Source organism: Dactylosporangium sp. NPDC049742, from assembly GCF_040674675.1.
Taxonomy (GTDB): domain Bacteria; phylum Actinomycetota; class Actinomycetes; order Mycobacteriales; family Micromonosporaceae; genus Dactylosporangium; species Dactylosporangium maewongense.
The window spans coordinates 122071-145817 of the sequence record NZ_JBFANF010000004.1 but is presented as its reverse complement, the minus strand read 5'-3'; the positions used below and the strand labels follow the sequence as shown (position 1 = coordinate 145817).

Annotated in this window: 22 protein-coding genes and 1 riboswitch; of the genes, 12 read left to right on the top strand and 10 right to left on the bottom strand. The window is 72.3% G+C overall.

Annotated elements, in window-relative coordinates; genetic code table 11:
- Positions 1-39: 39 nt before the first annotated feature.
- Positions 40-1083 carry a hypothetical protein gene (locus tag AB0J72_RS07585; protein WP_363395691.1) on the top strand — a complete coding sequence of 348 codons (1044 nt, stop codon included), beginning with the start codon at positions 40-42 and terminating at the stop codon, positions 1081-1083.
- 90 nt (positions 1084-1173) lie between these two features.
- A riboswitch (glycine riboswitch) is annotated at positions 1174-1268 on the top strand.
- Between the two features lie 76 nt (positions 1269-1344).
- Entirely contained in the window at positions 1345-4176 is a 2832-nt protein-coding gene (gene gcvP, locus AB0J72_RS07580) for an aminomethyl-transferring glycine dehydrogenase (RefSeq protein ID WP_363395688.1), read from the top strand.
- 21 nt (positions 4177-4197) lie between these two features.
- On the opposite strand, the gene AB0J72_RS07575 is transcribed toward gcvP, so the two are convergent.
- Positions 4198-4407 carry a DUF5999 family protein gene (locus AB0J72_RS07575; RefSeq protein ID WP_344504824.1) on the bottom strand — a complete coding sequence of 70 codons (210 nt, stop codon included), beginning with the start codon at positions 4405-4407 and terminating at the stop codon, positions 4198-4200.
- A gap of 174 nt (positions 4408-4581) precedes the next feature.
- Here AB0J72_RS07575 and AB0J72_RS07570 point away from each other — a divergent pair, with 174 nt between their 5' ends.
- Positions 4582-5724, top strand: a complete 1143-nt coding sequence (locus AB0J72_RS07570; RefSeq protein ID WP_363395684.1) for a chorismate-binding protein — start codon at positions 4582-4584, stop codon at positions 5722-5724.
- Between the two features lie 45 nt (positions 5725-5769).
- On the opposite strand, the gene AB0J72_RS07565 is transcribed toward AB0J72_RS07570, so the two are convergent.
- Positions 5770-7485 (bottom strand): substrate-binding and VWA domain-containing protein, encoded by a 1716-nt coding sequence (locus AB0J72_RS07565; protein ID WP_363395681.1) that lies wholly within the window; start codon positions 7483-7485, stop codon positions 5770-5772.
- Between the two features lie 163 nt (positions 7486-7648).
- Here AB0J72_RS07565 and AB0J72_RS07560 point away from each other — a divergent pair, with 163 nt between their 5' ends.
- Positions 7649-8152 carry a peptide deformylase gene (locus AB0J72_RS07560; protein WP_363395678.1) on the top strand — a complete coding sequence of 168 codons (504 nt, stop codon included), beginning with the start codon at positions 7649-7651 and terminating at the stop codon, positions 8150-8152.
- Here AB0J72_RS07560 and AB0J72_RS07555 read toward each other — a convergent pair.
- Positions 8142-9248 carry an alanine racemase gene (locus tag AB0J72_RS07555; protein ID WP_363395675.1) on the bottom strand — a complete coding sequence of 369 codons (1107 nt, stop codon included), beginning with the start codon at positions 9246-9248 and terminating at the stop codon, positions 8142-8144. The two genes, AB0J72_RS07560 and AB0J72_RS07555, sit on opposite strands and share 11 nt — an antisense overlap.
- A gap of 54 nt (positions 9249-9302) precedes the next feature.
- Between AB0J72_RS07555 and AB0J72_RS07550 the strand changes: the two genes are divergently transcribed.
- Complete coding sequence (locus AB0J72_RS07550; protein WP_363395672.1) at positions 9303-10487, top strand: IucA/IucC family C-terminal-domain containing protein; 1185 nt, start codon at positions 9303-9305, stop codon at positions 10485-10487.
- Here AB0J72_RS07550 and AB0J72_RS07545 read toward each other — a convergent pair whose 3' ends face one another.
- Both AB0J72_RS07545 and AB0J72_RS07540 read right to left on the bottom strand, forming a co-directional pair.
- The gene (locus tag AB0J72_RS07545) at positions 10488-11231 is read right to left on the bottom strand and encodes a septum formation family protein (protein WP_363395669.1); all 744 of its coding nucleotides are present in this window, start codon (positions 11229-11231) and stop codon (positions 10488-10490) included. It lies immediately after the preceding gene.
- Positions 11232-11309: 78 nt separating this feature from the next.
- Positions 11310-12764, bottom strand: coding sequence for an IucA/IucC family protein (locus AB0J72_RS07540; RefSeq protein WP_363395666.1), 1455 nt, complete (start codon positions 12762-12764; stop codon positions 11310-11312).
- Positions 12765-12989: 225 nt separating this feature from the next.
- Here AB0J72_RS07540 and AB0J72_RS07535 point away from each other — a divergent pair, with 225 nt between their 5' ends.
- From AB0J72_RS07535 to AB0J72_RS07520, 4 genes are all read left to right on the top strand, one after another.
- Positions 12990-13325, top strand: a complete 336-nt coding sequence (locus AB0J72_RS07535) for a hypothetical protein (RefSeq protein ID WP_363395663.1) — start codon at positions 12990-12992, stop codon at positions 13323-13325.
- Between the two features lie 332 nt (positions 13326-13657).
- Positions 13658-14431 (top strand): dihydrodipicolinate synthase family protein, encoded by a 774-nt coding sequence (locus AB0J72_RS07530; RefSeq protein WP_360560733.1) that lies wholly within the window; start codon positions 13658-13660, stop codon positions 14429-14431.
- A gap of 114 nt (positions 14432-14545) precedes the next feature.
- Complete coding sequence (locus AB0J72_RS07525) at positions 14546-14893, top strand: nuclear transport factor 2 family protein (protein WP_363395659.1); 348 nt, start codon at positions 14546-14548, stop codon at positions 14891-14893.
- 95 nt (positions 14894-14988) lie between these two features.
- Positions 14989-15711 carry a GNAT family N-acetyltransferase gene (locus tag AB0J72_RS07520; protein ID WP_363395656.1) on the top strand — a complete coding sequence of 241 codons (723 nt, stop codon included), beginning with the start codon at positions 14989-14991 and terminating at the stop codon, positions 15709-15711.
- Here AB0J72_RS07520 and AB0J72_RS07515 read toward each other — a convergent pair.
- From AB0J72_RS07515 to AB0J72_RS07500, 4 genes are all read right to left on the bottom strand, one after another.
- Positions 15701-16318, bottom strand: a complete 618-nt coding sequence (locus AB0J72_RS07515; RefSeq protein ID WP_363395653.1) for a class I SAM-dependent methyltransferase — start codon at positions 16316-16318, stop codon at positions 15701-15703. The genes AB0J72_RS07520 and AB0J72_RS07515 overlap by 11 nt on opposite strands.
- A 308-nt stretch (positions 16319-16626) precedes the next feature.
- The gene (locus AB0J72_RS07510; protein WP_363395650.1) at positions 16627-18537 is read right to left on the bottom strand and encodes an excinuclease ABC subunit UvrA; all 1911 of its coding nucleotides are present in this window, start codon (positions 18535-18537) and stop codon (positions 16627-16629) included.
- A 10-nt stretch (positions 18538-18547) separates the two neighbouring features.
- Positions 18548-19690: a winged helix DNA-binding domain-containing protein gene (locus AB0J72_RS07505; RefSeq protein WP_363395647.1), complete on the bottom strand. Its 1143-nt coding sequence runs from the start codon at positions 19688-19690 to the stop codon at positions 18548-18550.
- A 14-nt stretch (positions 19691-19704) separates the two neighbouring features.
- Positions 19705-19833 carry a hypothetical protein gene (locus AB0J72_RS07500; protein WP_363395644.1) on the bottom strand — a complete coding sequence of 43 codons (129 nt, stop codon included), beginning with the start codon at positions 19831-19833 and terminating at the stop codon, positions 19705-19707.
- A gap of 26 nt (positions 19834-19859) precedes the next feature.
- Between AB0J72_RS07500 and AB0J72_RS07495 the strand changes: the two genes are divergently transcribed.
- Genes AB0J72_RS07495 through AB0J72_RS07485 form a run of 3 tightly spaced genes read left to right on the top strand, consistent with a single transcriptional unit; the run spans position 19860 to position 22029 of the window.
- Entirely contained in the window at positions 19860-20501 is a 642-nt protein-coding gene (locus AB0J72_RS07495; RefSeq protein ID WP_363395641.1) for a 50S ribosomal protein L11 methyltransferase, read from the top strand.
- 23 nt (positions 20502-20524) lie between these two features.
- Positions 20525-21472: a tyrosine-type recombinase/integrase gene (locus AB0J72_RS07490; RefSeq protein ID WP_363395638.1), complete on the top strand. Its 948-nt coding sequence runs from the start codon at positions 20525-20527 to the stop codon at positions 21470-21472.
- Positions 21469-22029, top strand: a complete 561-nt coding sequence (locus AB0J72_RS07485; RefSeq protein WP_363395635.1) for a GNAT family N-acetyltransferase — start codon at positions 21469-21471, stop codon at positions 22027-22029. The genes AB0J72_RS07490 and AB0J72_RS07485 overlap by 4 nt, the downstream gene beginning before the upstream one ends.
- Here AB0J72_RS07485 and AB0J72_RS07480 read toward each other — a convergent pair.
- On the bottom strand, positions 22026-23711 hold the full coding sequence (locus AB0J72_RS07480; protein ID WP_363395632.1) for an acyl-CoA dehydrogenase family protein: 1686 nt from the start codon (positions 23709-23711) through the stop codon (positions 22026-22028). The genes AB0J72_RS07485 and AB0J72_RS07480 overlap by 4 nt on opposite strands.
- Positions 23712-23747: the final 36 nt, after the last annotated feature.

Sequence of the window (23747 nt, the reverse complement as noted above, 5' to 3'; positions counted from 1 at the left end):
CAGGTCCGTGAGGATCGGGGGCCGACCCGAGGAGGATCATTGAAGCGCAGCGCCGCGCTGGCCGTCGTCGCCGTCATGGCGGTCAGCGGATGCAGCTCGCCGGGCAAGGGCAGCGCCGCACCCGCCGCGGGGACGCCGAGCGCGCCGGGCGCAGCGGGCGGGTCCGGCGCCGGCGGCCTGGGCGCCGCGAGCCAGTCCGCGTCCGCGCCGAGCGGTGCGTGCACGATCTTCCCCGCGGACAACGTGTGGCACGCGGACGTGTCGAAGCTGCCCGTGCACCGGGACTCGGCGGCGTGGGTCGGCAGCATCGGCGCGCAGGCGCACGCGCACCCGGACTTCGGCTCGGGGCTCATCGACGGCGCGCCGTTCGGCATCCCGGTCACGACCGTCGGGCAGGGGCAGGCCGGCGTGAAGGTCAGCTTCGAGTACGCGGACGAGAGCGACAAGGGCCCGTACCCGATCCCGCGCAACGCCAGGATCGAGGGCGGGCCGAACGCCGACGGGGACCGGCACGTCATCGTGCACGACACGGCGGCGTGCAAGGTGTACGAGCTGTACGCCGCGCGCCCGAACGCGGACGGGTCGTGGAAGGCCGGGTCCGGGGCGGTGTTCGACCTGCGCCGCAACGACCTGCGCAAGGCCGGCTGGACGTCGGCGGACGCCGCGGGCCTGTCGATCCTCGCCGGGCTGCCGCGCGCCGAGGAGGCCGCCAAGGGCAGGATCGACCACGCGATCCGGTTCACCGCGCCGCGCACGAGGAACGCGTACGTGTGGCCCGCCCGGCACGCGGCGTCCAGCAGCACCGACGCGAACCTGCCGCCGATGGGTGCCCGGTTCCGGCTGAAGGCGTCCGTCGACATCTCGAAGTTCCCGGCGCAGGCGCGGGTGGTGGCGCAGGCGCTCAAGCAGTACGGCGCCGTCCTCGCCGACAACGGCTCGCCGTGGTTCTTCTCCGGCACGCAGGACGACCGGTGGAGCAACGATCAGCTCAACGCGCTCAAGGGGCTGAAGGGCAGCGACTTCGAGGCGGTGGACGCCAGCCTCCTGATGGTCGACGCGAATTCAGCCCGGTGTAAGCCATGAACCTAGCGTCCTAGGATGCGCTACGCGCTGTGGTGTGGGCCACGGGCGCGTGACCATGGTCAAAGAACCGGTAGATTAGGCATCGCCGGCAATACCCGCGCGGGAGAGATCGTCTGAGTTCAGGGCGACGCCGAAGGGGCAAATCCTCCCCGGAACCTCTCAGGCAGAAGGACCGCGACGGGTTGGCACCTCTGGAGGCCACACGACAGAGGGGGAGGGACGTGCGCAGCCCCGACCCCCGGATCCGAAAGAGTGTGGCCAATGACCAGTTTCGCCAGCAGGCACATCGGACCGTCGCCGGACGAGCAGACGACGATGCTGAAGACCGTCGGGTACGACTCCGTCGAGGCGTTGATGACGGCGGCCATCCCCGGCTCGATCCGCTGGCACCAGCCGCTCCAGCTGCCCCTGGCCGCGTCCGAGGCCGAGGTGCTGGGGGAGCTGCGCGCCCTCGCGGCGGCGAACCGGACGCTCGTCAGCATGATCGGCCTCGGCTACTACGGCACGCACACGCCGCCGGTCATCCTGCGCAACGTCCTGGAGGACCCGTCGTGGTACACGGCGTACACGCCGTACCAGCCGGAGATCAGCCAGGGCCGGCTCGAGGCGCTGCTCAACTTCCAGACGGTGATCACCGACCTGACGGGGCTGCCGGTCGCGGGCGCGTCGCTGCTGGACGAGGCGACCGCCGCCGCTGAGGCGATGACCCTGGCGCGGCGCTCGTCGAAGGTGAAGGCCGACGTGTACGTCGTGGACAGCGACGTCCTGCCGCAGACCCTCGCCGTCATCCGGACCAGGGCGGAGCCGCTCGGCATCGACGTGCAGACGGTGGACCTGCGGACCGAGGAGCTGCCGGCGGAGTTCTTCGGCCTGCACCTGCAGTACCCCGGCGCGTCCGGCGCGGTCCGTGACCTGGCGGACATCACCAGGCAGGCGCACGACAAGGGCGCGATCGTCACGTTCGCCGCCGACCTGCTCGCGCTGTGCCTGCTGCAGGAGCCGGCGGCGTTCGGCGCGGACGTCGCGGTCGGCAGCGCGCAGCGGTTCGGCGTGCCGATGGGCTTCGGCGGCCCGCATGCCGGCTACATGTCGGTCCGCAAGGGCCTGGAGCGCACCCTGCCCGGGCGGCTCGTCGGCGTGTCCAAGGACGCGGACGGCGCCCCCGCCTACCGGCTCGCCCTGCAGACCCGTGAGCAGCACATCCGGCGGGAGAAGGCGACCAGCAACATCTGCACCGCGCAGGTGCTCCTCGCGGTCACGGCCAGCATGTACGCCGTCTACCACGGCCCCGACGGGCTGCGGGAGATCGCGTCCCGCACGCACGACATGGCGGTGCGGCTCGCGGCGGGCCTGCGGGCCGGCGGTGTCACCACCGAGCACGAGGCGTTCTTCGACACGGTGACGGCCGTCGTGCCGGGGAAGGCGAAGGACGTCGTCGGCGCCGCCGCGGACCGGGGGATCAACCTGCGGCAGGTCGACGCGGACCGGGTCGGCATCGCGTGTGACGAGACGACGACGTTCGGGCACCTGCGTGACGTGCTGGCCGCGTTCGGTCTCGCGCACGTCGACGTGACCGGGCTGGACACGGCGGACGTGGTGCCGGCCGAGCTGCGCCGCACCAGCGACTACCTGAGCCACCCGGTGTTCTCCACGCACCGGTCGGAGACCGCGATGCTGCGCTACCTGAAGCGGCTCTCCGACATGGACTACGCGCTGGACCGGGGGATGATCCCGCTCGGGTCGTGCACGATGAAGCTCAACGCGACCGTGGAGATGGAGCCGATCACCTGGCCGGAGTTCGCCAACGTGCACCCGTTCGCGCCGGCGGCGCAGACGCAGGGCTACCGGAAGCTGATCGGTGACCTGGAGCGGTGGCTGGCGGAGGTCACCGGCTACGACGCGGTGTCGCTGCAGCCGAACGCGGGGTCGCAGGGCGAGCTGGCGGGGCTGCTCGCGATCCGCGCCTACCACCAGTCGCGGGGCGACACCGGGCGGGACATGTGCCTGATCCCGTCGAGCGCCCACGGCACGAACGCGGCCAGCGCCGTCATGGCGGGCATGCGGGTCGCGGTGGTGGCGTGTGACGAGCTGGGCAACGTCGACCTCGGTGACCTCGAGGCGAAGATCGAGCTGCACCGGGACCGGCTGGCCGCGATCATGGTGACGTATCCGTCGACGCACGGGGTGTACGAGACGGGGATCTCCGACCTGTGCGCGAAGGTGCACGAGGCGGGCGGCCAGGTGTACGTCGACGGGGCGAACCTGAACGCGCTGCTGGGCTACGCGAAGCCGGGGCAGTTCGGGGCGGACGTGTCGCACCTGAACCTGCACAAGACGTTCTGCATCCCGCACGGCGGCGGCGGCCCGGGTGTCGGCCCGGTCGCGGTCCGTGCCCACCTGGCGCAGTTCCTGCCGTCGCACCCGATCCTGGAGGAGGACGGCGTGGCGGCCCCGGTCGGGCCGGTGTCGGCGGCGCCGTGGGGGTCCGCGGGGATCCTGCCGATCCCGTGGGCGTACCTGCGGCTGATGGGCCCGGACGGGCTGACGAAGGCGACGGCGACGGCGGTCCTCGCGGCGAACTACGTGGCGGCGCGGCTGCGGGAGCACTACCCGGTGCTGTACAGCGGCAGCGAGGGTCTCGTCGCGCACGAGTGCATCCTGGACCTGCGCACGATCACGAAGGCGACCGGCGTGAGCGTGGCGGACGTCGCGAAGCGGCTCATCGACTACGGGTTCCACGCGCCGACGATGTCGTTCCCGGTGTCGGGCACGCTGATGGTGGAGCCGACCGAGAGCGAGGACCTGGCGGAGCTGGACCGGTTCTGTGACGCGATGATCGCGATCCGTGAGGAGATCGACCGGGTGGCGTCCGGGGAGTGGCCGGCGGGGGACAACCCCTTGGCGGGCGCGCCGCACACGGCGGCGGTCGTCACCGCGGACGAGTGGGCGCACGCCTACCCGCGGTCGCTCGCCGCCTACCCGGCCGGGGTAACGGTGGCGAAGTACTGGCCGCCGGTGCGGCGGATCGACGACAGCTACGGCGACCGGAACCTCGTCTGCTCGTGCCCGCCGGCATCAGCCTTCGAGGAGTGAACGGCTACGGAGTGTGATCGCTCAGGCGGCTTCGACGAGGACGTGCATGGCCGGGCCGCGGTGCGGTTCGATCACGCTGCAGTCAGGAAGTAGCTCTCCGGTGTCCTCGAAGACGATCACGCCGTTGCACAGGAGGCTCCACCCCTGCTCGGGGTGCGAGGCCAGGATCCTGGCGGCTTCGTGGTCGGAGTCGTGGGCCGAGGGGCACGCTGGTTGGTGCTGGCAGAGCATCCGGGGTCTCCGTTTGAGAGGTTCAGGTGGGGCCTGTGGGGTTGTTCACATGACCAGTGATGCACGCTACTACGGCCAACGACACGAATCCGCACATGTGACGGCACAACTTGGGGATAATCCGCCATTCGTATGAGCCCATTAGGACCGGTCGTCGGGTATTGGCCCGGGACGGTGGATCTGCACCCTCCCGGGTCGGATCCGGCGTGCCGGCCGCACATTTGGGAGCGTTCCCGGCTGGAGTGGCGTTCCGGCGACGGCGGTGACCCTCTGCAACTGCTGGAGGCGTTCCTCGCCGACGCCGGATTGCCCGTCTCCGACGTGTCACGGTCACGGACGGTGACGGGCGGGGTGTGTGGGGCGGCGGTGCTCCTCGCGCCGCCGTCGGCCGTGGCGTCGCCGGCGCCGGGCGTGCCGGACCTCGTCGCCGTCGTCTACGCGCACACCCCGCCGCCGATCGCGTTAGCGGAGCCGGCCGTGCCCGACGACGCCCGGGTGGGCCCGTGGACGCCGAGCTGGACCCCGGGGGAGCACGCCGCCGCGGTCGAGGCGGTCCGGGCGGCGATCGCCCGCGGCGACGTCTACCAGGCCAACGTCGTCGGCCACGCCAGCGCCCCGTTCGCCGGCGACCCCCGCGCCGCCCTCGCCCGGGTCGCGGCGCTGCCGGGCGCAAGGTACGGCGGGGTGCTGTCCGGCGCGGACGGCGCCTGGTGGGTGGCGTGCGCGTCGCCGGAGACGCTGGTCGAGGTCACCGGCGGCCGTGCGGTGACCCGCCCGATCAAAGGCACCCGCCCGGCGACCGCGCAGGGCCGCGCGGAGCTGCTCGCGTCGGCGAAGGAACGCGCCGAACACGTCATGATCGTCGACCTGGAGCGCAACGACCTGGGCCGGGTCGCCCGGACCGGCAGCGTCCGCGTCGACGAGCTGTTCGCGATCCGCCGCTGGTCGCGGCTGTGGCAGGCGGAGTCGACGGTCAGCGCCGACCTGGCGCCCGGCATCGGCCTCGCCGGGCTGCTGGGTGCCGTGTGGCCGGGCGGTTCGGTGACCGGCGCGCCGAAGCTCGCCGCGATCGAGGTCGTCAGCGCGCTCGAGCCGGTCGGGCGCGGGCCGAGCATGGGCGCCGCCGGCTGGATCGGGCACGGCCCCGACGGCAGGCTCCGCGTCGACCTGGGGCTGACGATCCGCACCGTCGCCGTCGCCGACGGGCTCGCGCACGTGTGGGCCGGTGGCGGCATCGTCTGGGACAGCGACCCGGTTGCCGAGGTCGCCGAGGCCGCCGCGAAGACCGCCCCGATCAAGGCCGCCCTGAGCGCCTGACGGCGGGCCGGTCCGCTCTCATGGTGAGCGGACCGGCCCCAAGCGTCAGACCTTGCCGAAGATGGCGGTGAGGAGGACCTCGTTGATGTCGAACGCGGTCTTCGACGTGTAGAGGGTGCCGCCGCTGACCCGGGAGATCTCCTGCAGCGCCGCGAAGTCCGCGTCGTTGCCGTATCCGACGGTCACGATCGGCACCTTCTTGTCCGACGCCGCGTTCGCCTCGAGCTTCGGGCGCAGCTGGTCGAGGCTGAGGCCGCCGGTCGGGTCGTCGTTCTTCCCGTCGGTCATCAGCACCACCAGGTTCGTGGCGCCCGGCTGGTACGCGTCGACCACGGCCTGCTGGGCGGCGGCGGCCGTGTCGTACAGGCCGGTGTCGCCGACCGGGGTCAGCTTGTCGATCGCGGCGACCATCTGCTCCCGGCGGGGCTTGCCGCCGAGCTGGTCGCCGACCCGGCCGATCGGGATCAGGGACCTGTAGTCCTGCTGGCCGTTCTGCCGGGTGGAGAACACCCACAGGCCGGCGTCGACGTCGCCGTCGAACAGCTGGACGGCCGCCCGGGCGGCGTCCTTCGCCAGCTGCATGCGGTTGCGGCCGGTGCCGGGGACCTGCTCGGCCATGGAGCCGGAGATGTCCAGGACGATGAGGACGTTGGTGGGGCGGGTCAGCGCCGTCCACGAGTCCATCGACTGCTTGACCGACTCCGGCAGCAGCACCGCCCGCGGCACCGTCTTGATCTTCGCGCTGAACGCGTTGTTGGCGCTCAGCGCGGTGCCGGCGTCGCGGTTCGGGTCGCGGAACCCGGCGTCGAGGAACGCCTTGCGCCCCTGCGGCCCGCGCAGGTACGCGAGGAACTGCCGCGCCGTGTCCTGTTTGTCCTTCCCCGCCCAGGGCGCGTCGAGGATCAGGTACGGGTTGTCGGCGTCGGCGCTGCCGTTGGACGGGTACACCGCGACCAGCGGCACCTTCGGGTTGGTCTTGTTGTAGGCGAGGACGTCCTGCTCGAGGGCGGGGAACGCCGACACGTACTGCAGGGCGGCGGTGTCGCCCTGACCGTCGGCCTTGGCCAGGTCGGCGAGCAGCGCGGCGGTGGTCGGGGTGTAGACGGCGCGTTCCTGCTTGAGCTTGGCGAGGGTCGCCTGCTCGTCGGCGGTGACCTCACCGTCGTCGTTGCCGTCGAGGATCGCCATCAGGGCGAGCAGGCCCGCGGTCGACTGCAGCGGGTCGCTCATCCCGAACTTGAACTTGCCCCAGTCGCCCTTGCCGTACTTCGCCCAGCCCTGCGGGTCGGCGGCGACCTTGTTGATGACGTCCTGCCACGACAGCTCGCCGCCGGGCCAGCCGAGCGCCTCCGCCATCGGCTTCGGCATGGCCAGGACCGACGGGGTGCGGGCCAGCATCGGCTGGAGGTCCGGCATCATCCGCTCGGCGATCGCCGCGGTCGACGCCCGCCGCACCCACGCGGTCGAGTCGGGCACCCACACGTCCGGCGGGGGGCCGGCCTTGGTGTCCCAGTCGGTGCCGAGCGCCTGCGCCATCGACGCGGTCTCCCGGGCGGTGACCTCGACGCGGGCGCAACGCCCCGCGACCGCGGGGTCGCCGTCCGTCCACGACTTGGCGAGGGACTGCAGCAGCGGCGCGGTGCTCGGCGACGCGACGATCTTCGCGGTGACCGTTCCGTTACAGGACGGTTGCAGCAGCCGGGTGCCGGCGTACGCGGCGCCGCCGGCGACGAGCGCGGCAACGACCGCGCCGATGATCACTAACCGGCGTCGTGATCGGCGCTGAGCTGGGCTCTTGCGGTGTGACCGCACGTCCGCCCTGTCGGCCTGGTAGGCCATGGGTGTGCCTCCGGGGGTGGGAAGTCGGCACAGTTTAGGCCCTCGTCAACGATCGTTCACGCCGCCCCGAAGTAGCCTGTGACGCGTGACGATCCGACCGATCCGCGTGCTGGGCGATCCCGTGCTCCGCACCCCCTGCGAGACCGTGACCTCGTTCGATGCCGAGCTGCGTGCGCTCGTGCGTGACCTGCTCGACACGGTGACCGGTGAACCGGGCCGCGCCGGGGTCGCCGCGCCGCAGATCGGGGTGGGGCTGCGGGTGTTCTCGTACGCGGCGAACAAGCAGGTCGGCTACCTCGTCAACCCGACGATCACGGTGCTGGACGGGGCCCAGGACGGCGAGGAGGGCTGCCTGTCGATCCCGGGGCTGTGGTTCCCGACGCCACGGGCGATGCACGCCACCGCCGAAGGGTTCGACGAGCACGGCGAGCCGGTCACCGTGTCCGGCAGCGGCCTGCTCGCCCGGGCGCTGCAGCACGAGACCGGCCACCTCGACGGCGTCCTGTACGTCGACACGCTCAAGGGCGACGCCCGCCGTCAGGCGCTGCGCGCGGTCCGGTCCCAGTTCGCGCCGCGCGTCACACGGTGATGAACTGCGGGTGGGCGTGGCGCAGGAAGTCGTGGTGCGCCACCTCCCACCCGTAGGCGCCGGTCCCGGCGAAGACGAGGACGTCACCGGCCCGCACCGACGCGACCGGCGCGTCCCGGGCGAGGACGTCGCGCGGGTTGCACTGCTCCCCGGCGACCGTGACCGTCGCGTCCCGCACGCCGGGCCGTTCGAACAGGTAAGGCCACGCGTCGACGGGCAGCACCGTGAACGGGTGGCTGTACCCCCAGGACGCCGGCAGCCGGAAGTGGTGGGTGCCGCCGCGGACGACGACGAACCACTGGCCGTGGGTGCGTTTCACGTCGACGACCTCGGTGGCGTACCAGCCGGCGGTCGCCGCGACGAACCGTCCGGGCTCCACGACGAGGGTCGCCCCCGCGGGCAGTTCAAGGCCGGCCAGCCCGGCCTTGAAGACGCCCAGGTCGAAGCGGCCGTCGCCGGCGATGTCGACGCCGAACCCGCCGCCGACGTTGATGACCGGCGCGGGCACGCCCCACCGGTGGGCCGCGTCACCGGCCCAGGCGACCGCTTCGCGGATGAACGCGGCGTGCGCGGCCGCGTCCAGGTTGTTGGACACCGCATGCAGGTGGAACCCCTGGACATTCCGGGCGATCGCGAACGCTTCGGGCAGGAGCGCCTCGTCGATGCCGAACGCCGTCGGGACGCCCGCCATCGCGTGGGTGCCCGGCAGCGCCGGGTGCGCCCGGTTGACCCGCAGGCACACCTTCGCCTCGCCGTACACCTGCAGCCGCCGCAACTCGTGGAGGCTCTCGACGTTCACGGTCGCGCCCGCCTCCACCGCGGCGCGCAGGTCGGCGTCGGTCTTCGCGGGCCCGCTGAAGATCGCCGGCAGTCCGGCCGCGGCGCGCAGCTCGCCGCCGGAGGCGACCTCGAACGCGTCGACGTGCCCGCGCAGCGCCGCGACGACGTCCTCGTTGCCGTTGGCCTTCATCGCGTACGCGATCCGGGTCCCCGCGGGCAGCGCGTCGCGGAGCGCGGCCACGTTGGCCCGCAGCCGCTCCCGGTCGTAGACGTAGACGCAGACGGGACGCCCGGCGCCGCGTATGGCGGCGGCCACGTTGGGGGGAACCACGCTTCGACTCCAGTTCACGCACCGGTAGGCTGGCCGGCGATGCAGCTCGACTCCCGCGACCCGATCGCCCTGTGGCAGTACGCGGAACGGTATCTCGGCGTCGGGACCCGGACCTACAGCCCCTACGCCGGCGACCTCGACATCTCCGACGTCCACCACCCCCAGCTCGGCGCGGAGTCCTTCCAGCTCCCGACGTTCCAGGTCCCGTCGCTGCGGACCGCGGCGTCAGGGCTGGTCGAGTCGTCGTTGCCGCGCCTGTACGAGGGGCTGCTGCCGGTCCATCCGGACGCCCTGGACGCCCCGGACCTGGTGGGCCGCGCCGAGCTGCTCGCGTCGCCGCGCGGCCCGTCGCTGACCGCGGTCCCGTCGGCGAACGCCCGCACGGTCTTCGTCACCGCCGTCGACGGCCGCCCGGTCGAGCCGCACTTCGTGAAGCTGCACTACCCGCGGCGCCTGTCCCGCTTCACCCGGCGGCTGCGCCGCCCGATCATCGAGCTGCAGCTGTGGGTGTCCGACCATCTCGTCGCCGCCGGCACCCCGATCCTGCCGGAGGTCGCCGGTGGCTGGTTCGGCACCGGCGACGACGCCTGGGGCTATCTGCTGCGGGCGGCGCGCCCGCTCGCGCCCGCCCCGGCGTGGACGGTGCCGCTGTTCGCGCTGTACGGCCGCGACCTGCACCACCCGTCGGACCCGACCCTGCTGGAGCAGCTCGTCGTCCGCTCCGGCGAGGACCCGCTGACCTACGTCGCGTCCCGGATCGTGGCGCCGATGGTCCGGCTGTGGTCGGAGGTGGCCCGCACGACCGGCTGCCCCCTGGAGACCCACGGCCAGAACACGCTGTTCGCGTTCGACGCCGCCGGCGGCGATACCCGCATCCTGTACCGCGACTGCGCCATCTACGTCGACGCCGCCCACCGCGCCCGCCTCGGCCTGACCGACCCGCTGCCGCCGACGAACGTCATCCCCCGCGACGTGCCGATGGCCGCGGACGAGGTGTTCAGCCTGACGTACGACAGCTTCATGGGCCATCACGCCCTGTCCTACGTCGCCGCCCTCGCGTCGTCGCTGTGGCAGGTCCCGCCGGCGGCCCTGCACGCCGCGGCCCGCGCGGCCTTCACCGCGCAGGACCTGCTCCCGCCGACGGTCTTCTACTACGACAACGTCCTGTACGACAACGGCGACTGGAAACTCGTCGACACCGGCCAGCACCCCGACTGGCGCTGATCACCGCGGCAGCGGCCCGGCGCCGAGCCCTTGCACGCTGCCGCGGAGCGTGTCGTGCCGCCCGGCCGGATCGGGCACCTCGGTGACCAGGCACAGCTCGTTCTCCCGCGACAGCCAGGCGACCCGCAGGTCGGCGCGCTGCCGGAGGTCGGGCAGACCGAGGTACGCGGCGGCGACCTCCCCGCAGGCCGCGTCGGTGTCCCCACCGGCCGCGACGGTGCCGACGAACTCCGCGGCGTGGCTCTGCGCGCACTCGCCGAACAGGTACTCCTGCTCCTCGTCGTCCCCGTCCGTGCTGGTGTCTGTGTCTGTGACGAGGCACGTGATGGCCAGCCGCCGGTCGCCCCGCATGCCGTCCTTCATGCTGCGGGTGCTGCCGACGGGACGCCCGCCGGTGCCGGCGGTCTCCGTGACCGCGCACAGCAGCCGCCCGCGCATGGGGTCCTTGTCACGCAGCAGCCCGTAGTCGGTGCGGGACTGCTCCCACGGCCCACCGAGGAACGACTCGGCCTGCTCGCGGCAACGCTCGTCGGCGCCGGCCTCGGTCAGGATCGCGATCGCCTCGTAGTCGTGCGGCTCGTCACAGCCGACCGCCTGCACCGCACCCGTGTCAGGCAGGATCCCCGCGGCGACGGGCGCGGTGTAGCACCCGAGCCCGCCCACGCCACCCGTCTCCCGCCACCACAGGAACACCGCGCCGGCAACGGCCAGCACCACTACCACCACCAGAGTCTTCGTCCGCACGCAGCGGGACGGTAGCGCCCCACCCTCCCACGACCAAGCGCATTTCGACCCCGGTCGTCGGACGCGGCGGGCCGGGGGTCAGCGCAGCGGGTTGGGGATGTGGCACCACAGGTCGTTGAGGGGGTCGGCGGCGAGACGCATCGCGGTGGTCGCCTTCAGGGGCCAGGTGTCGGCGAAGCAGGCCTTGCGGTCGTCGGCGTCGGTGACGGTGGTGCGCAGGGTCGCGGCGACGGTGTCCCACGCGGCGGTGGTGTGTCCGGCGCCGAGGGCGTGGACGAGCTCGGTGAGGACGGTGGACAGGGCGGCGGCGAAGAGCTTGGTGCGCAGCTCGTCCTCGTCGTCGGTGGGCAGGGCGCCGATGAGCGGGGGCATGCGGAGGCCGGCGCGGTCGAGGCGGGTCCGGTGGACGTGGAGGCCGCCGAGGTCGCGGTACCAGATGGTGGTGGGGCGGCCGTCGCGGACCTCGACGAGGGTGTTCTGGCCGTGGGCCTCGAGGGCGACGCCGTCGCGGAGCAGGGCGAAGAGCGGCGGCAGCATCAACCGGACCAGCTGGCCGAAGAAGGCGGGGGTGAGCAGGTCGGGGCGGTGCGGCAGGACGGCGAGGGGCACGACGAACGCGTCGGGTGGCGGGGCCTGACGCCAGACGGCGCCGAGCGTGCGCTGCGGGTCGCCGTGGTCGTCGAGGACGGTCGCGGCGGTGGTCTCGCGCAGCACCCGCAGGCCCGTGGTGCGGGCGGCGAGGGTGGCGACGAGGTCGGATGCCAGGGGCCCGTTGTGGACGGCGGCCGCGGACAGGGTCCGCACGGCACTGGTCATCTGGACCTCGACCGCGGTCTTGAGATGCTGGCCGGGGGTGTCGTGCGGGGCGAGGGTCCGCAGCGACATGAGGGGTGCGGCGGGCAGGTCGCGGCCGGTGTCGCGGACGAGGCCGGTGGCGAGCGCCCGGTCGAGCTGCCACGGGTGCACGGGCAGCAGCGGCGGGCGGGGAGCGCCGTTGGTGCGCCACCTGGCGGGGGCGACCTCGACGAGGCGGAGCCGGACGGTCGGGTGGTGCTCCGGCGCGTAGGCGAGCACGTCGGCGGTGCCCATGCCGATCCTGGTGCGGCAGCACGGGTGCAGCGGGTGCCCGTCGACGACGGACTGCTCCAGCGACACGAGGTCGTGCGCCGTGCCCCGGGCCGGGGCGGTGGCCAGGGCCAGGGCGAGGTTGGCGACGCTGTTGTCGAGCTCGCGGACGAGCCGGTCGGCGTGGCCCGCCGGGCGCAGCGCTTCGAGGAGGCGTGCGGGGTGGGTGTACGCGGCACCGCCGGCGATCACCTCGGCGGGCGCGGCGTCGTACAGGTGCCGCGGCGGCAGCGAGCCCAGCTGCCGCGGGTCGACGATGCCTTCCCGCCACAGGGCGCCCCACAGCCGTTGCAGCACACCGGCCCGTGCCGCCGGCAGCACCCGCAGGTAGGGGTCGACCAGGTCCGGCCGGATTTCGCGCAGCACGCGCAGCGTCGTCGTCTCGTCCGGTGCCACCAGCGCTTCCACACTCAAATCCTAGCATCCTAGGACGCCTTAGGTGACGTGCCTGACGGCACGCCTTTCAAACCCCTGTCTCCGACAGGGGAGCGGGGCTGGAGTTGCGGTTGGGGATCGCGTCGTCCGATCGGTCGGACTTGTCGCTGCGGTCATCGGGCTGCCCGTTCACCTGCGGTGATGCTGTCATGTACGGGAGGATCAAGCGTGGAGCACGGACGCTTCGGGAGGCACCACATGGAGATTCGACAGTTGTCGTCGGCCACGCACGCCGCTGTGCCGGTCAAGGCGACGAACACGCCCGCGGTCGAGCCGGTCGCGCCGCCCCCTAAAGGTGGGTTGCCGGGGTCGCAACAGGTGTTGAGCCAGCTGACGCCGGGGGATCGTGCGGCGATCTCGGGGTTGACGGGGTACCACCTGTCGCCGACGGGGGCGGTGACGAACGTCGGTGGGATGCCGCCGTGGTCGTTCATCATGGCGTTCGCGGCGTCGCGGACGGCGGTGCAGCCGGTGGAGGACGCCGAGCCGTCGAAGGACGTGTCCCGCGTCGAGCACGTCGACGTGACGGTGTAAGAAAAAGTTGGTGTGATCGCCGGCGTCGGGAGCGCCGTGGTGCTGGGTGTAGGTGACCTGGTGCGACGGTTGGAGTCGGCGATGCCGGGTGTTCGTGGTGGCGTGGTCGCGACGGCGGTGCGGTTGCAGGCGCAGTGGGTGGCGCAGGCGGTCGGCGGTCGCGGGCGGGTCACGATGCGGTGGGCTGCGGATCGCGGCCATCGCCGGGATGTCCGCCCCGCTTGAGACGTGCGCCGCCGGCCAGTGTTGACCGGCGGCGCTTCTTGTTGTCCGGGTGGGTGCGCTGGCACGCCGACGGCCCGCGCACCCGGATCCAGCTTAGGGTTCTGGGTATGACTCAGGAGCCGGTTGTGTTGTGGCGGGGTGTCGCGGTCGCGTTGGTGACGCTGTTCGCGGAGGACGGTTCGGTGGATGTCGCCGGCACCGCGGCGCATGCGGAGCGGTTGGTGGCTGCGGGTGTACGAGCTGTGCTGGTCGCTGGTTCGACGGGTGAGGCGGACGCGCTCAGTGACGGTGAGCGGGTGGCGTTGGTGTCGGCGGTGCGTCGGGCGTGTCCGGGGGTGCCGGTGGTGGCTGGTGCGAGTGGTGCGTGGGCGGGTCCGGCGGCGGAGTTGACGGCGGCGTCGGTGGCGGTGGGTGCGGATGCGGTGCTGGTGGCGCCGCCGCGGCGGGCGGGGGATCTGCGGGCGTTCTTCGAGCGGGTGGTCGCGGCGGCGGACCGTCGGCCGGTGCTGGCGTATCACTTCCCGGGTGTGGCGGGTGGTGCGGTGCCGTTGGAGGTGTTGCCGTCGTTGCCGGTGGCGGGGTTGAAGGATTCGACGGGGGATCCGGAGCGGTTGCTGCGGTTGTTGTCGGAGTGGGATGGGGCGGTGTATGTGGGTTCGTCGGCGTTGGTGTCGACGGCGGGGATGTTGGGTGCGGCGGGTGCGATTCTGGCGGTGGCGAATGTGGCGCCGGAGGATTGTGTGGCGGCGTGGGAGGGTGACGCCGCGGCGCAGTTGCGGTTGACGGCGGCGCATGTGGCGGCGAAGTCGGAGTTTCCGCATGGTTTGAAGCGTTTGGTGGCGGATCGCTTCGGTACGTCGGTGGCGGCGCGGATGGGTTGATCGGGTTACGGTCAGGTTTCCGGCTGTAAGAAGGCGTCGTGGCGTGTTGACGGTGGGTGGCCGGCGTTTTTCCATGGGTGTATGGCTATTGATGCAGTGCTGACAGCGTCGTCGGTGCGGTCTGGGTTGGTCCCGTCGCTGCTGGCGGTGATCGACCGGCGGGACTGGGCCGGTCTGGTGGATCTGGTGACGGATGACGTGGTGTACCACCGGCCGGGGTGCCCTCCGATCGAGGGTGTGTCGGCGTTCGTGGAGTTCTATGAGCGGCGGTGCATCGTGTTGTCGGGCCGGCATGCGGTGCAGCGGTGTGTGGAGCTGCCGGACCAGGCGTTCTGCTGGGGCCGTTTCGAGGGCATGTCGCATGCCGGTGTGCCGTTGGTGGAGACGTTCGCGGACTGGTTCGAGCTCCGTGACGGCCGGATCAGTGGCCGTCGCACGTTCTTCTACCGTCCGGCGATCTGAGCTGCTGGCTGCCGGGGCCCGGTCGGCCCCGGCAGCCTCGGTCGTGGATCGGATTCGGGTGGCGGTCCGGTCCGTTGGGTTGGGATCCTGCGTGCGTGACTGATGACGTGGTGCTGGGTCGTGCCCGGCGGGTGTGGGCCGCCTTGGCCGGTGTGCCGGTGACGTTCGCGTCGTCGGGGTTGGATGTGGCGGTGTCCGCGGCGTCGTTGCTGTGCCCGCCGGGTTGGGTGGGTGTGGTCGCGTTGGGCGGTGCGGCGGTCGCGACCGCTCCTGATGGCGGCGCGGCGGAGTTGGTGCGGCGGGCGTTGGGTGGTCTGCCGGTGCCGGCGATGACCGATCCGGTGGCGGTGTCGGGCAGGCTGCCGGTCGGTGCGGTGCTGGGTCCGGCGGCGTTGGCGTTCTGTGACGCGGCGCGGTTCCGCCCCGCTGGCGCTATGGCGAGTGCTGTCGCGGCGGTTGGTGCGGGTGACGCGGGTGTGCGCGGGTTGCTGGGCCGGGTGCCGGCCGCGGACGCCGGTGAGGCGGGCCTGGACGAGATCACGTCACCGGCGTACGTGGTCCGCGCTGGCGGCGACGTCGTCGCGGCCGCCGGTTACCGGGTCTGGGAGGGCGTTGTCGCGCACGTGAGTGTGCTGACTGCCCCGGCCGAGCGGGGCCGGGGTCTGGCGCGTCTGGTGGCTGGTGCGGCGGTCGCCGCCGCGCTGGACGCGGGTCTGCTGCCGCAGTGGCGGGCCCGCCCGGAGCCGTCCCGCCGGGTGGCGCGGGCGCTCGGGTTCGTGGAGCTGGGTTCCCAGTTGAGCGTCCGGCTCACACGCTAGCGGGCTGCGTGGAGCTTGCTCGTCGGTTCTTCGTCGCTGTCACCATCGCGAAGGTGAGGAACTCGCCGGCGTCGGCGGTGAGGAGGTCGATCACCGCCTGGCGATTGTGTTGTCGGCCGGTCCGGTCGCCGGTGTGCTCGGCCACCGCCTGTGTCCAGAGCAGCCAGTCCCGCCAGCCGTCTTCCTGCAGTCGTGCCGAGGTGACGGTCACGAGTTCGGTGACTTCCCACTGGAAGCGCCACCACTCGGCGGTGTGCCAGGCGATCGGCTCCCAGCCGAACAGTTCTTTGATGCGCGCCGGGATCGCCCCGAGTTCCCGGACCTCCTGGGTCATTCCCGGCGTCGCCATGCCGAGCTGGCCGCCGGGCCGCAGGAACCCCACGAGGTATGGCAGGTACCAGTCGGAGGTGCCGAAGTACTCGAAGGCGTCGATGCTGACGATGGCGTCGAAGCTGTTCTTCGCGAACGGCAGGTTGTGCGCCTCGGCCCGCACGGCGGTCACCTGGCCGGAGACGCCGGCGTCGGCGAACACGGCCGCTGCCTCGTCCGGTGCGATCCACCAGTCGGCCGCCACTTCCTGGACGCCGTACTCGGGGGCCAGGAACACGGACGTCGCTGATTGAAGCTGGTCACACGCCAGCATGCAACGCGTTTCACTCGCCGACGGCCTGTCCAACAGCAAGGTGTCGTGACGGCTCAGGACACTGAAGAACGTAGCGGGGTGGGCTGCGCCGACGGCGACCTGGTGTTCTTCGTCGGTGGTCGGATGGGTGGCCGATGGTTTCCTCGAGGATCAGTGCCGGGAAGGTCAGCGGGCTGTGGTTGTGGCGGCCGGCCATCCACCCTCAGCAGCTCGGGCCGGTCCGTCGGCTGATTGCGCCTGGCGTCCGCGCCGGGCCGCGTCGCCAGCGGTCGTCAGGCGGCGGCGAGGTCGCGGCGGAGGGCGTCGGCGGTGTGGGAGCCGGTGGCGTGGGTGAGCTGTTCGGGGGTGCCTTCGAAGATGACCATGCCGCCGCGGTGGCCGGCGTCGGGGCCGAGGTCGATGACCCAGTCGGCGCTTTTGATGATGTCGAGGTGGTGTTCGATGACGATGACGGTGTTGCCTTGGTCGACGAGGTGGTCCATGAGGTTGAGCAGGTGGGTGATGTCGGACATGTGCAGGCCGGTGGTTGGTTCGTCCATGACGTAGGTGGTGTTGGCGGTGTTGAGGTGGGTGGCGAGTTTGAGGCGTTGGCATTCGCCGCCGGAGAGGGTGTTGAGCGGCTGGCCGAGGGTGAGGTAGTCGAGGCCGACGTCGGTGAGTGCGTGCAGGGTGGGTTGGATGGTGGGTTCGGTGAGGAAGTCGGTGGCCTGTTCGACGGTCATGGCGAGGACGTCGGCGATGGTGTTGCCGCGGAGCCGGTGGTTGAGGGTTTCGGGGCGGAACCGGTGTCCGTGGCAGTCGGTGCAGGTGGTTTTGAGGGTTTCGAGGAACGCGAGGGTGGTGTGGGTGGTGCCGGTGCCGTGGCAGGTGGGGCAGGCGCCTTTGGAGTTGGGGCTGAAGAGGGCGGCGGGTGCGCCGGTGGCGTGGGCGAAGAGGGCCCGGAGCGGGTCCATGATGCGGGTGTAGGTGGCGGGGGTGGACCGGGAGGACGTGGCGGGTGCGGTCTGGTCGATGACGGTGGCCGCGGGGTGCTGGGTGAGGAAGTCGCCGGTGATGAGGGTGGATTTGCCGGAGCCGGCGATCCCGGTGATGGCGGTGAGGACGCCGGTGGGGATGTTGACGGTGACGTGTTTGAGGTTGTTGGTGTGGGCGTCGGTGATGGTGAGGGTGCCGGTGGGGGTGCGGGGGTTGGTGTTGAGGGCGAGCCGGTGGCGGAGGTGCCGGCCGGTGAGGGTGCGGGCGTATGGGAGGGCTTCGAGGGTGCCCTGGTAGACGACGCGGCCGCCGTGGGTGCCGGCTTCGGGGCCGAGGTCGATGATGTGGTCGGCGGTTTCGATGACGTCGCGGTCGTGTTCGACGACGAGGACGGTGTTGCCTTTGTCGCGGAGTCTGCGGAGCAGTTCGAGGAGGCGGGTGATGTCGTGGGTGTGGAGGCCGATGCTGGGTTCGTCGAGGATGTAGAGCATGTCGACGAGGCTGCTGCCGAGGTGGCGGACGAGTTTGACGCGTTGGGACTCGCCGCCGGAGAGGGTGCTGGTCTGGCGGTCGAGGGTGAGGTGGCCGAGGCCGATGTCGATGAGGTGGTCGAGGCGGTCGCGGACGGCGGTGATGTGGTGGGTGTTGGTGTCGTCGGTGAGGAGGCGGAGGACGGCGTCGAGCTCGGTGGTTTCCATGGCGGTGAGGTCGGCGATGGTGTAGCCGTTGATGCGGCTGGCGCGGGCGGTGTCGTTGAGGCGGGTGTGGTGGCAGGTGGGGCAGCCGAGGCCGTGGCAGGCGGGGCACATGCCTTGGGGGTCGTTGAAGGAGAGGCTGCGGGCGTTGGCGGGTCGGGGGTGGGCGTGGGTGGCGTAGAGGTGGCGGAGGGTGGGGTTGATGTCGGTGGCGGTGCCGACGGTGGAGCGGGCGGTGCCGCCGAGGCGTTTCTGGTCGACGATGACGGCGGGTGACAGGTTGTGGATGGCGTCGACGTCGGGCCGGTCGTATCGGGGTGTGCGGGTGCGGGCGAAGGCGGTGAAGGTTTCGTTGAGCTGGCGTTGGGCTTCGGCGGCGATGGTGTCGAAGACGAGGGAGGTCTTGCCGGAGCCGGAGACGCCGGTGAAGACGGTGATGGCGTGTTTGGGGATGTCGACGGTGATGTCGCGGAGGTTGTTCTGTCTGGCGCCGACGACGGTGATGCGGGACACGAGGGTCAGGTTATCCGCGGGGTGCGACAGTTTCGGTGAGGCGCCGTTCGAGTGGTGTGCGGAATTTGGGTGTGACGCGGATGTCGCCGATCCAGTCGGTGAGCCGGTCGGCGGTTTCCCGTACACCGGCGGCGTCCACTGACTCGAGGAGTTCGGTGGCGATGTGGCCGGTGCGGGTTTGGGCCCAGCCGCCGACGACGCGGCCGTTGATCCAGATGGTGGGGCCGGGGTTGCCGGTGCGGTCGAAGAGTGCGGGTGCGTGGGGGCCGAGGTAGAAGTCGCGGCTGGTCCAGCCCATCATGGTGGGGTCGAGGGCGGGGAGGAGCGCGACCCACCGGTCGGGTTCGGGGACGGGGTCGGTGTCGTCGGCGAGGACGATGCCGGTGTCGCCGTTGTCGAGGGTGACGGTGGTGGTGTCGAGGGCGGCGACGGCGGCGCGGGTGTGGGTCATGGTCCAGCCGGTCCACCATTTGAGGTCGTTGATGGTGCCGGGGCCGTAGCGGGCGAGCCAGAGCCGGGCGAGTTCGGTGCGGGCGGTGGCGGGGTCGAGGGTGTCGTAGGTCGGGGTCCAGTTGGTGTGGGTGTGCCAGGTGTACTGGGTGCTGGTCCAGGTGCCGCTGGGGCGGCCGCGGATGATGCGGCCTTGCGCGGCGAGGAGGAGCAGGACGCGGCTGGTGATGTACTGGTTGCCTTGCGGGAGCTCCAGGACGGTGCGGAGGCGGGGTTCGTCGGCGGCGAGTTGCGCGGCGGTGGCGGCGCCGCCGCGGGCGATGAGCGCGTCGTAGGTGGCGGTTTCCACGTCGGTGAGGAAGGCGGTGTCGCCGCCGAGGTGTTTGACCAGGAGCCGGCGTTGTTCGGCGGCGATGGTGAGGGACGCGGCGGCGTGGATGACGGGTGCGGTGGTGGTGGGGACGACGTACATGGTGCGGCGCATGCCGAGCATCCGCAGGAGGGTCCGCTGCTGGTAGAGGGCGTTGTCGAGCAGGGGTGCGTCGGGGATGCGGGCGGCGACGGAGAGGTGGACGGTCGCGGCGTCGGTGGCGTGGAGGATGACGAGGTCGGCGGCGGCCGTGACGGGGTCGGTGGCGGTGAACCCGTGCCGCCAGTAGAGGCGGGCGCGGCGCTGGGTGTCGGAGATGTGCGGGACGGTCACCGGGTCGACGATAGTCAGCGGCGCATCGAGTCGACGTAGAGCGTGATGAGGACGAGCACGACGACGGCCGTGCCGAGGATGACCCAGAGTCCGACCCCCATGGATGTGACGGTACCGACGTCGGCCCCGGCGGGGCGTCGCACGCACGGGTGACATAGGGTCCGAGCCGATGTCCACCGCATTCGTTCTTGCGCATACCAGTCTGGCCCCGGTTCCGCTCGTGCCGGAGGTCCGGCTGCGGTTGGCGGATGAGGCGATCGAGTTGTGGCAGTACACGGAGAAGTTCGCGGGTGGGGTGCAGCTGCCGCCGCCGTTCTGGGCGTTCGCGTGGGCGGGTGGTCAGGCCCTCGCCCGGTATGTTCTGGACAATCCGGGTCTGGTGGCGGGGAAGCGGGTGCTGGATGTGGCGGCGGGGTCGGGGTTGGTGGCGATCGCTGCGGTGAAGGCCGGCGCGGCGCATGTGACGGCGGTGGAGATCGACCCGCTCGCGGTGACGGCGATGGCGGTGAACGCGGCCGCGAACGGCGTGACGGTCGACGCGCGGCTGGAGGACGTGCTGCCGGGTGACGGCGGCGACGCCGACGTGGTCCTCGCCGGGGACGTGTTCTACAGCCGGGAGATGACCGGTCAGGTCCTCGACTTTCTGCGGCGGGTGACGAAGCGGGGCGCGGGGTGCCTGGTCGGGGATCCGGGGCGGGCGTATCTGCCGAAGGAGCATCTGGAGCTGGTCGCGGTGTATGACGTGCCGGTGCCGCAGACGTTGGAGGACACGCCGGTGAAACGGACGACGGTGTGGCGGCCGACCCTGTAAAGCCCATCCGGCCTGTATGGCCCGTGCAGGGGGAGCTGGAGCGGGCGTCGGGGGACTTCACCGAGGCGTGGCTGGCGAACCGGCGGTTGTCGGCGCACACGCGGGCGGCGTACCGGCGGGACGTGCACCAGTTCCTCGGCTGGTGCGCCGGCCGTGACCTGGACCCGTTGCGGGTGTCGTTTCTGCAGGTGAACGCGTATGCGCGGGATCTGGAGTCGACGGTGGACGTCAGGTCGGGGAAGGTGCTGGCGCCGGCGAGCGTGGCGCGGAAGCTGTCGGCGTTGTCGAGCTGGTACGGGTTTCTGCTGCGGTTGCAGGCGGTGGCGGTGAACCCGGTCGGGGGTGCGGACCGGCCGCGGATCGACCGGGACACGTCCTCGACGGTGGGGTTGACGGCCGGTGAGGTCGACGCGATCCTGGCCGCGGCGGCGCGGCAGACGGGGGTGACGGCGGCGCGGGACCTGGCGATCCTGGCGTTGCTGGCGGATCTGGGGTTGCGGGTCGGGGAGGTCGTCGCCCTCGACCATGCGGATCTCGGGGTGGAGCGTGGCCACCGGACGGTCCGGTTCGTCGGGAAGGGCGGCAAGCCGCGGCGGCGGGCGCTGACGGGGGCGGTGACGGCTGCTCTTGATGGTTATGTCGGCGTCGGTACCGGTGGTGAGGGGCCGCTGTTCACGACGGCGACGGGGGCGCGGGTGGATCGGCATGCGGTGTTCCGGCTGGTGCGGCGGCTGGCGCGGGAGGCTGGGGTGCCGGCGTGGGAGCGGTTGTCGCCGCATTCGCTGCGGCACGCGTTCGCGACCGCGGCCCGGGACGAGGGTGTCCCCCTGGAGGATGTGCAGGACGCGATGGGGCACGCGGATCCGCGGACGACGCGCCGGTACGACCGGGACCGGCACAACCTGGACCGGGACCCGGCGTACACGATCGCGGCGGCGCGGGCCCGCCGCGGGGACGGGGGCGGTTCGTGAGGATCAGGGCGGCGACGGACGGCGACGTGGACGGGATCGCCCGGTTGCACGCGGACAGTTGGCGGCGGCATTACCGGGGTGCGTACAGCGACGCGTTCCTGGACGGTGACGTGGTCGCGGACCGGTTGGCGGTGTGGCGGGCCCGGTTCGAGGACCGGTCCGGGACGGTGACGCTCGTGGCGGACGACGGCGGTGCGGGTGCGGGTGAGGGCGCGGGCGGTGGTGGGCTGGTCGGGTTCGCGCACGTGATGCTGGACGACGACGTGGAGTGGGGCAGTCTCGTCGACAACCTGCACGTCGCGGACGGCCGCCGGCACGGTGGTGTCGGCACGCGGCTGCTGCGGGTCGCGGCAGGTGCCGTCGTCGACCGTGCGGTCACGTCGAAGCTGTACCTGTGGGTCCTCGCGCAGAACCTGGCGGCGCAGCGGTTCTACGCCGCGCGTGGCGGGGTCCACGCGGGGACGGTGGACGTGACGGCGGCGGGTGGGGTGCCGGGCCGGTTGCAGGGCACCCCACGCAAGCACCGCATCGTCTGGACGGACGCCGACATCAGTTAGACGAGCTGGTCGAAGTGGGTGTGGAGGTCCGCTGACACGTCGGTGTTGCCGAGCCGGCGCAGCGTCCACAGCGACGCCAGCAGCGCCGGCCGGTCGTCGCCGCGGTCCGCGGCCCAGGCGGCGTGCTCGAGCAGCAGCGCGGCGGTGAGGGTGGTGCCGAGCCGCAGCGCCAGTTCCCTCGCCCCGGCGACGACCCGGTCGCTGCGGGGGTCGGCGGCGGCGGTTCCGACGTCGGCGGCGAGGCGGCGGGTCGCGGCGATGACGGTGTCGGCGACGCCGGGGAGCCGGTGGACGGCGGCGTCGGCGGCGATTTCCGCGCGGTGCAGCAGCGGCCGGGCGCCGTCGCCGGTGGTGAGGGCGCGGAGCACGTCGACGGACAGGACGTTGGTGGTGCCTTCCCAGATCGGCAGGACCTGCGCGTCGCGGAGCAGCCTGGGGATGCCGGTGTCCTCGACGTAGCCGGCGCCGCCGAACGCTTCGAGGTATTCGCTGGCGGACGCGACGGCGAGCCGGCCGGTGAGCAGTTTCGCGAGGGGGGCGGCGAGCCGCAGTTCCTCCGCCGCCGGGGTGGCCGAGGCGGTGCTGGTGGTGGCGGTGCCGAGGAGGGAGAACGCGTGGGCGGCGAGGGCGTAGGCGCCGGCGGCGTCGACGGCGAGTCCGCCGAGGGTGGCGCGGTGCAGCGGGTTCCCGGCGAGGGTTCCGCCGGCGACCTGCCGGTTCGCGGCGTGGCTGAGGGCGTATTCGAGGCCGCGGCGCATCCCGCCGGCGGCGGCCGCGGCGTTGTGGAGGCGGGTGACGACGACGAGGGTCATCATGCGGGCCAGGCCGGGGACGGCGGGGTCACCGACGGGGATCGCGGGGACGTCGTCGAGGCGGACCTCGCCGGTGGGGACGGCGCGGGTGCCGAGCTTGTCCTTGAGCCGCAGGACCTGCAGGCCGTCGGCGGGCAGGGCGGTGCCGGGGGTGTAGCGGGGGACGAGGAACGGTGCCAGGTTCCGGCTGCCGGGTCCGGCGCCTTCGGGGCGGGCGAGGGCGATCGCCATGTCGGCGTCGATCGCGGAGCAGAACCATTTGTCGCCGGTGAGGGCCCATCGGCCGTCGGGGAGCCGGCGGGCGGTGGTGGTGGACCGGGCGATGTCGGAGCCGCCCTGTGACTCGGTCATCCACTGGCCGCTGGTGACGGCCTGGTCGGGGTCGGTGCTGGTGAGCCGGGCCAGCCACGGTGAGGTGGGGTCGGTCGCGGTGAGGAGGGCGGCGGCGCCGTCGGCCATCGCGACGGGGCAGGAGAACGTCGCGGACTCCGGTCCCCACAGGTGCAGCAGCGCGTGCTGCACGACGCGGGTGCCGGCGCCCCACGTGGTGCGGGCGTCGCTGGTGTAGGGCAGGGCGACGACCGCGTGCCGGGCGGCGGACGCGCGGAGCGTCTGCCAGCCGGTGGCGGTGTCGACGCGGTCGATGCGGGCGCCCCACGCGTCGAACCGGGTCAGGGTCGGCGGGTGGGTTTCGGCGTCGTGGTGGGCGGCGCGGAGCGGGCCGAGGACGTCGGCGGACACGGCGGCGAGGCGGGCCTTGGCGGCGGCGTGCCCGTCCGGGCCGAGGAGCCGGTCCAGCCAGCCTTGCAGCTGCCAGTCGCTGGTGTACGGGTCCCGCAACGCCGGCCGGGTCTGCACGAAACGCGTCATACCCCGAAGGTTACCGTCCGGTAATCGTCGGGGTCG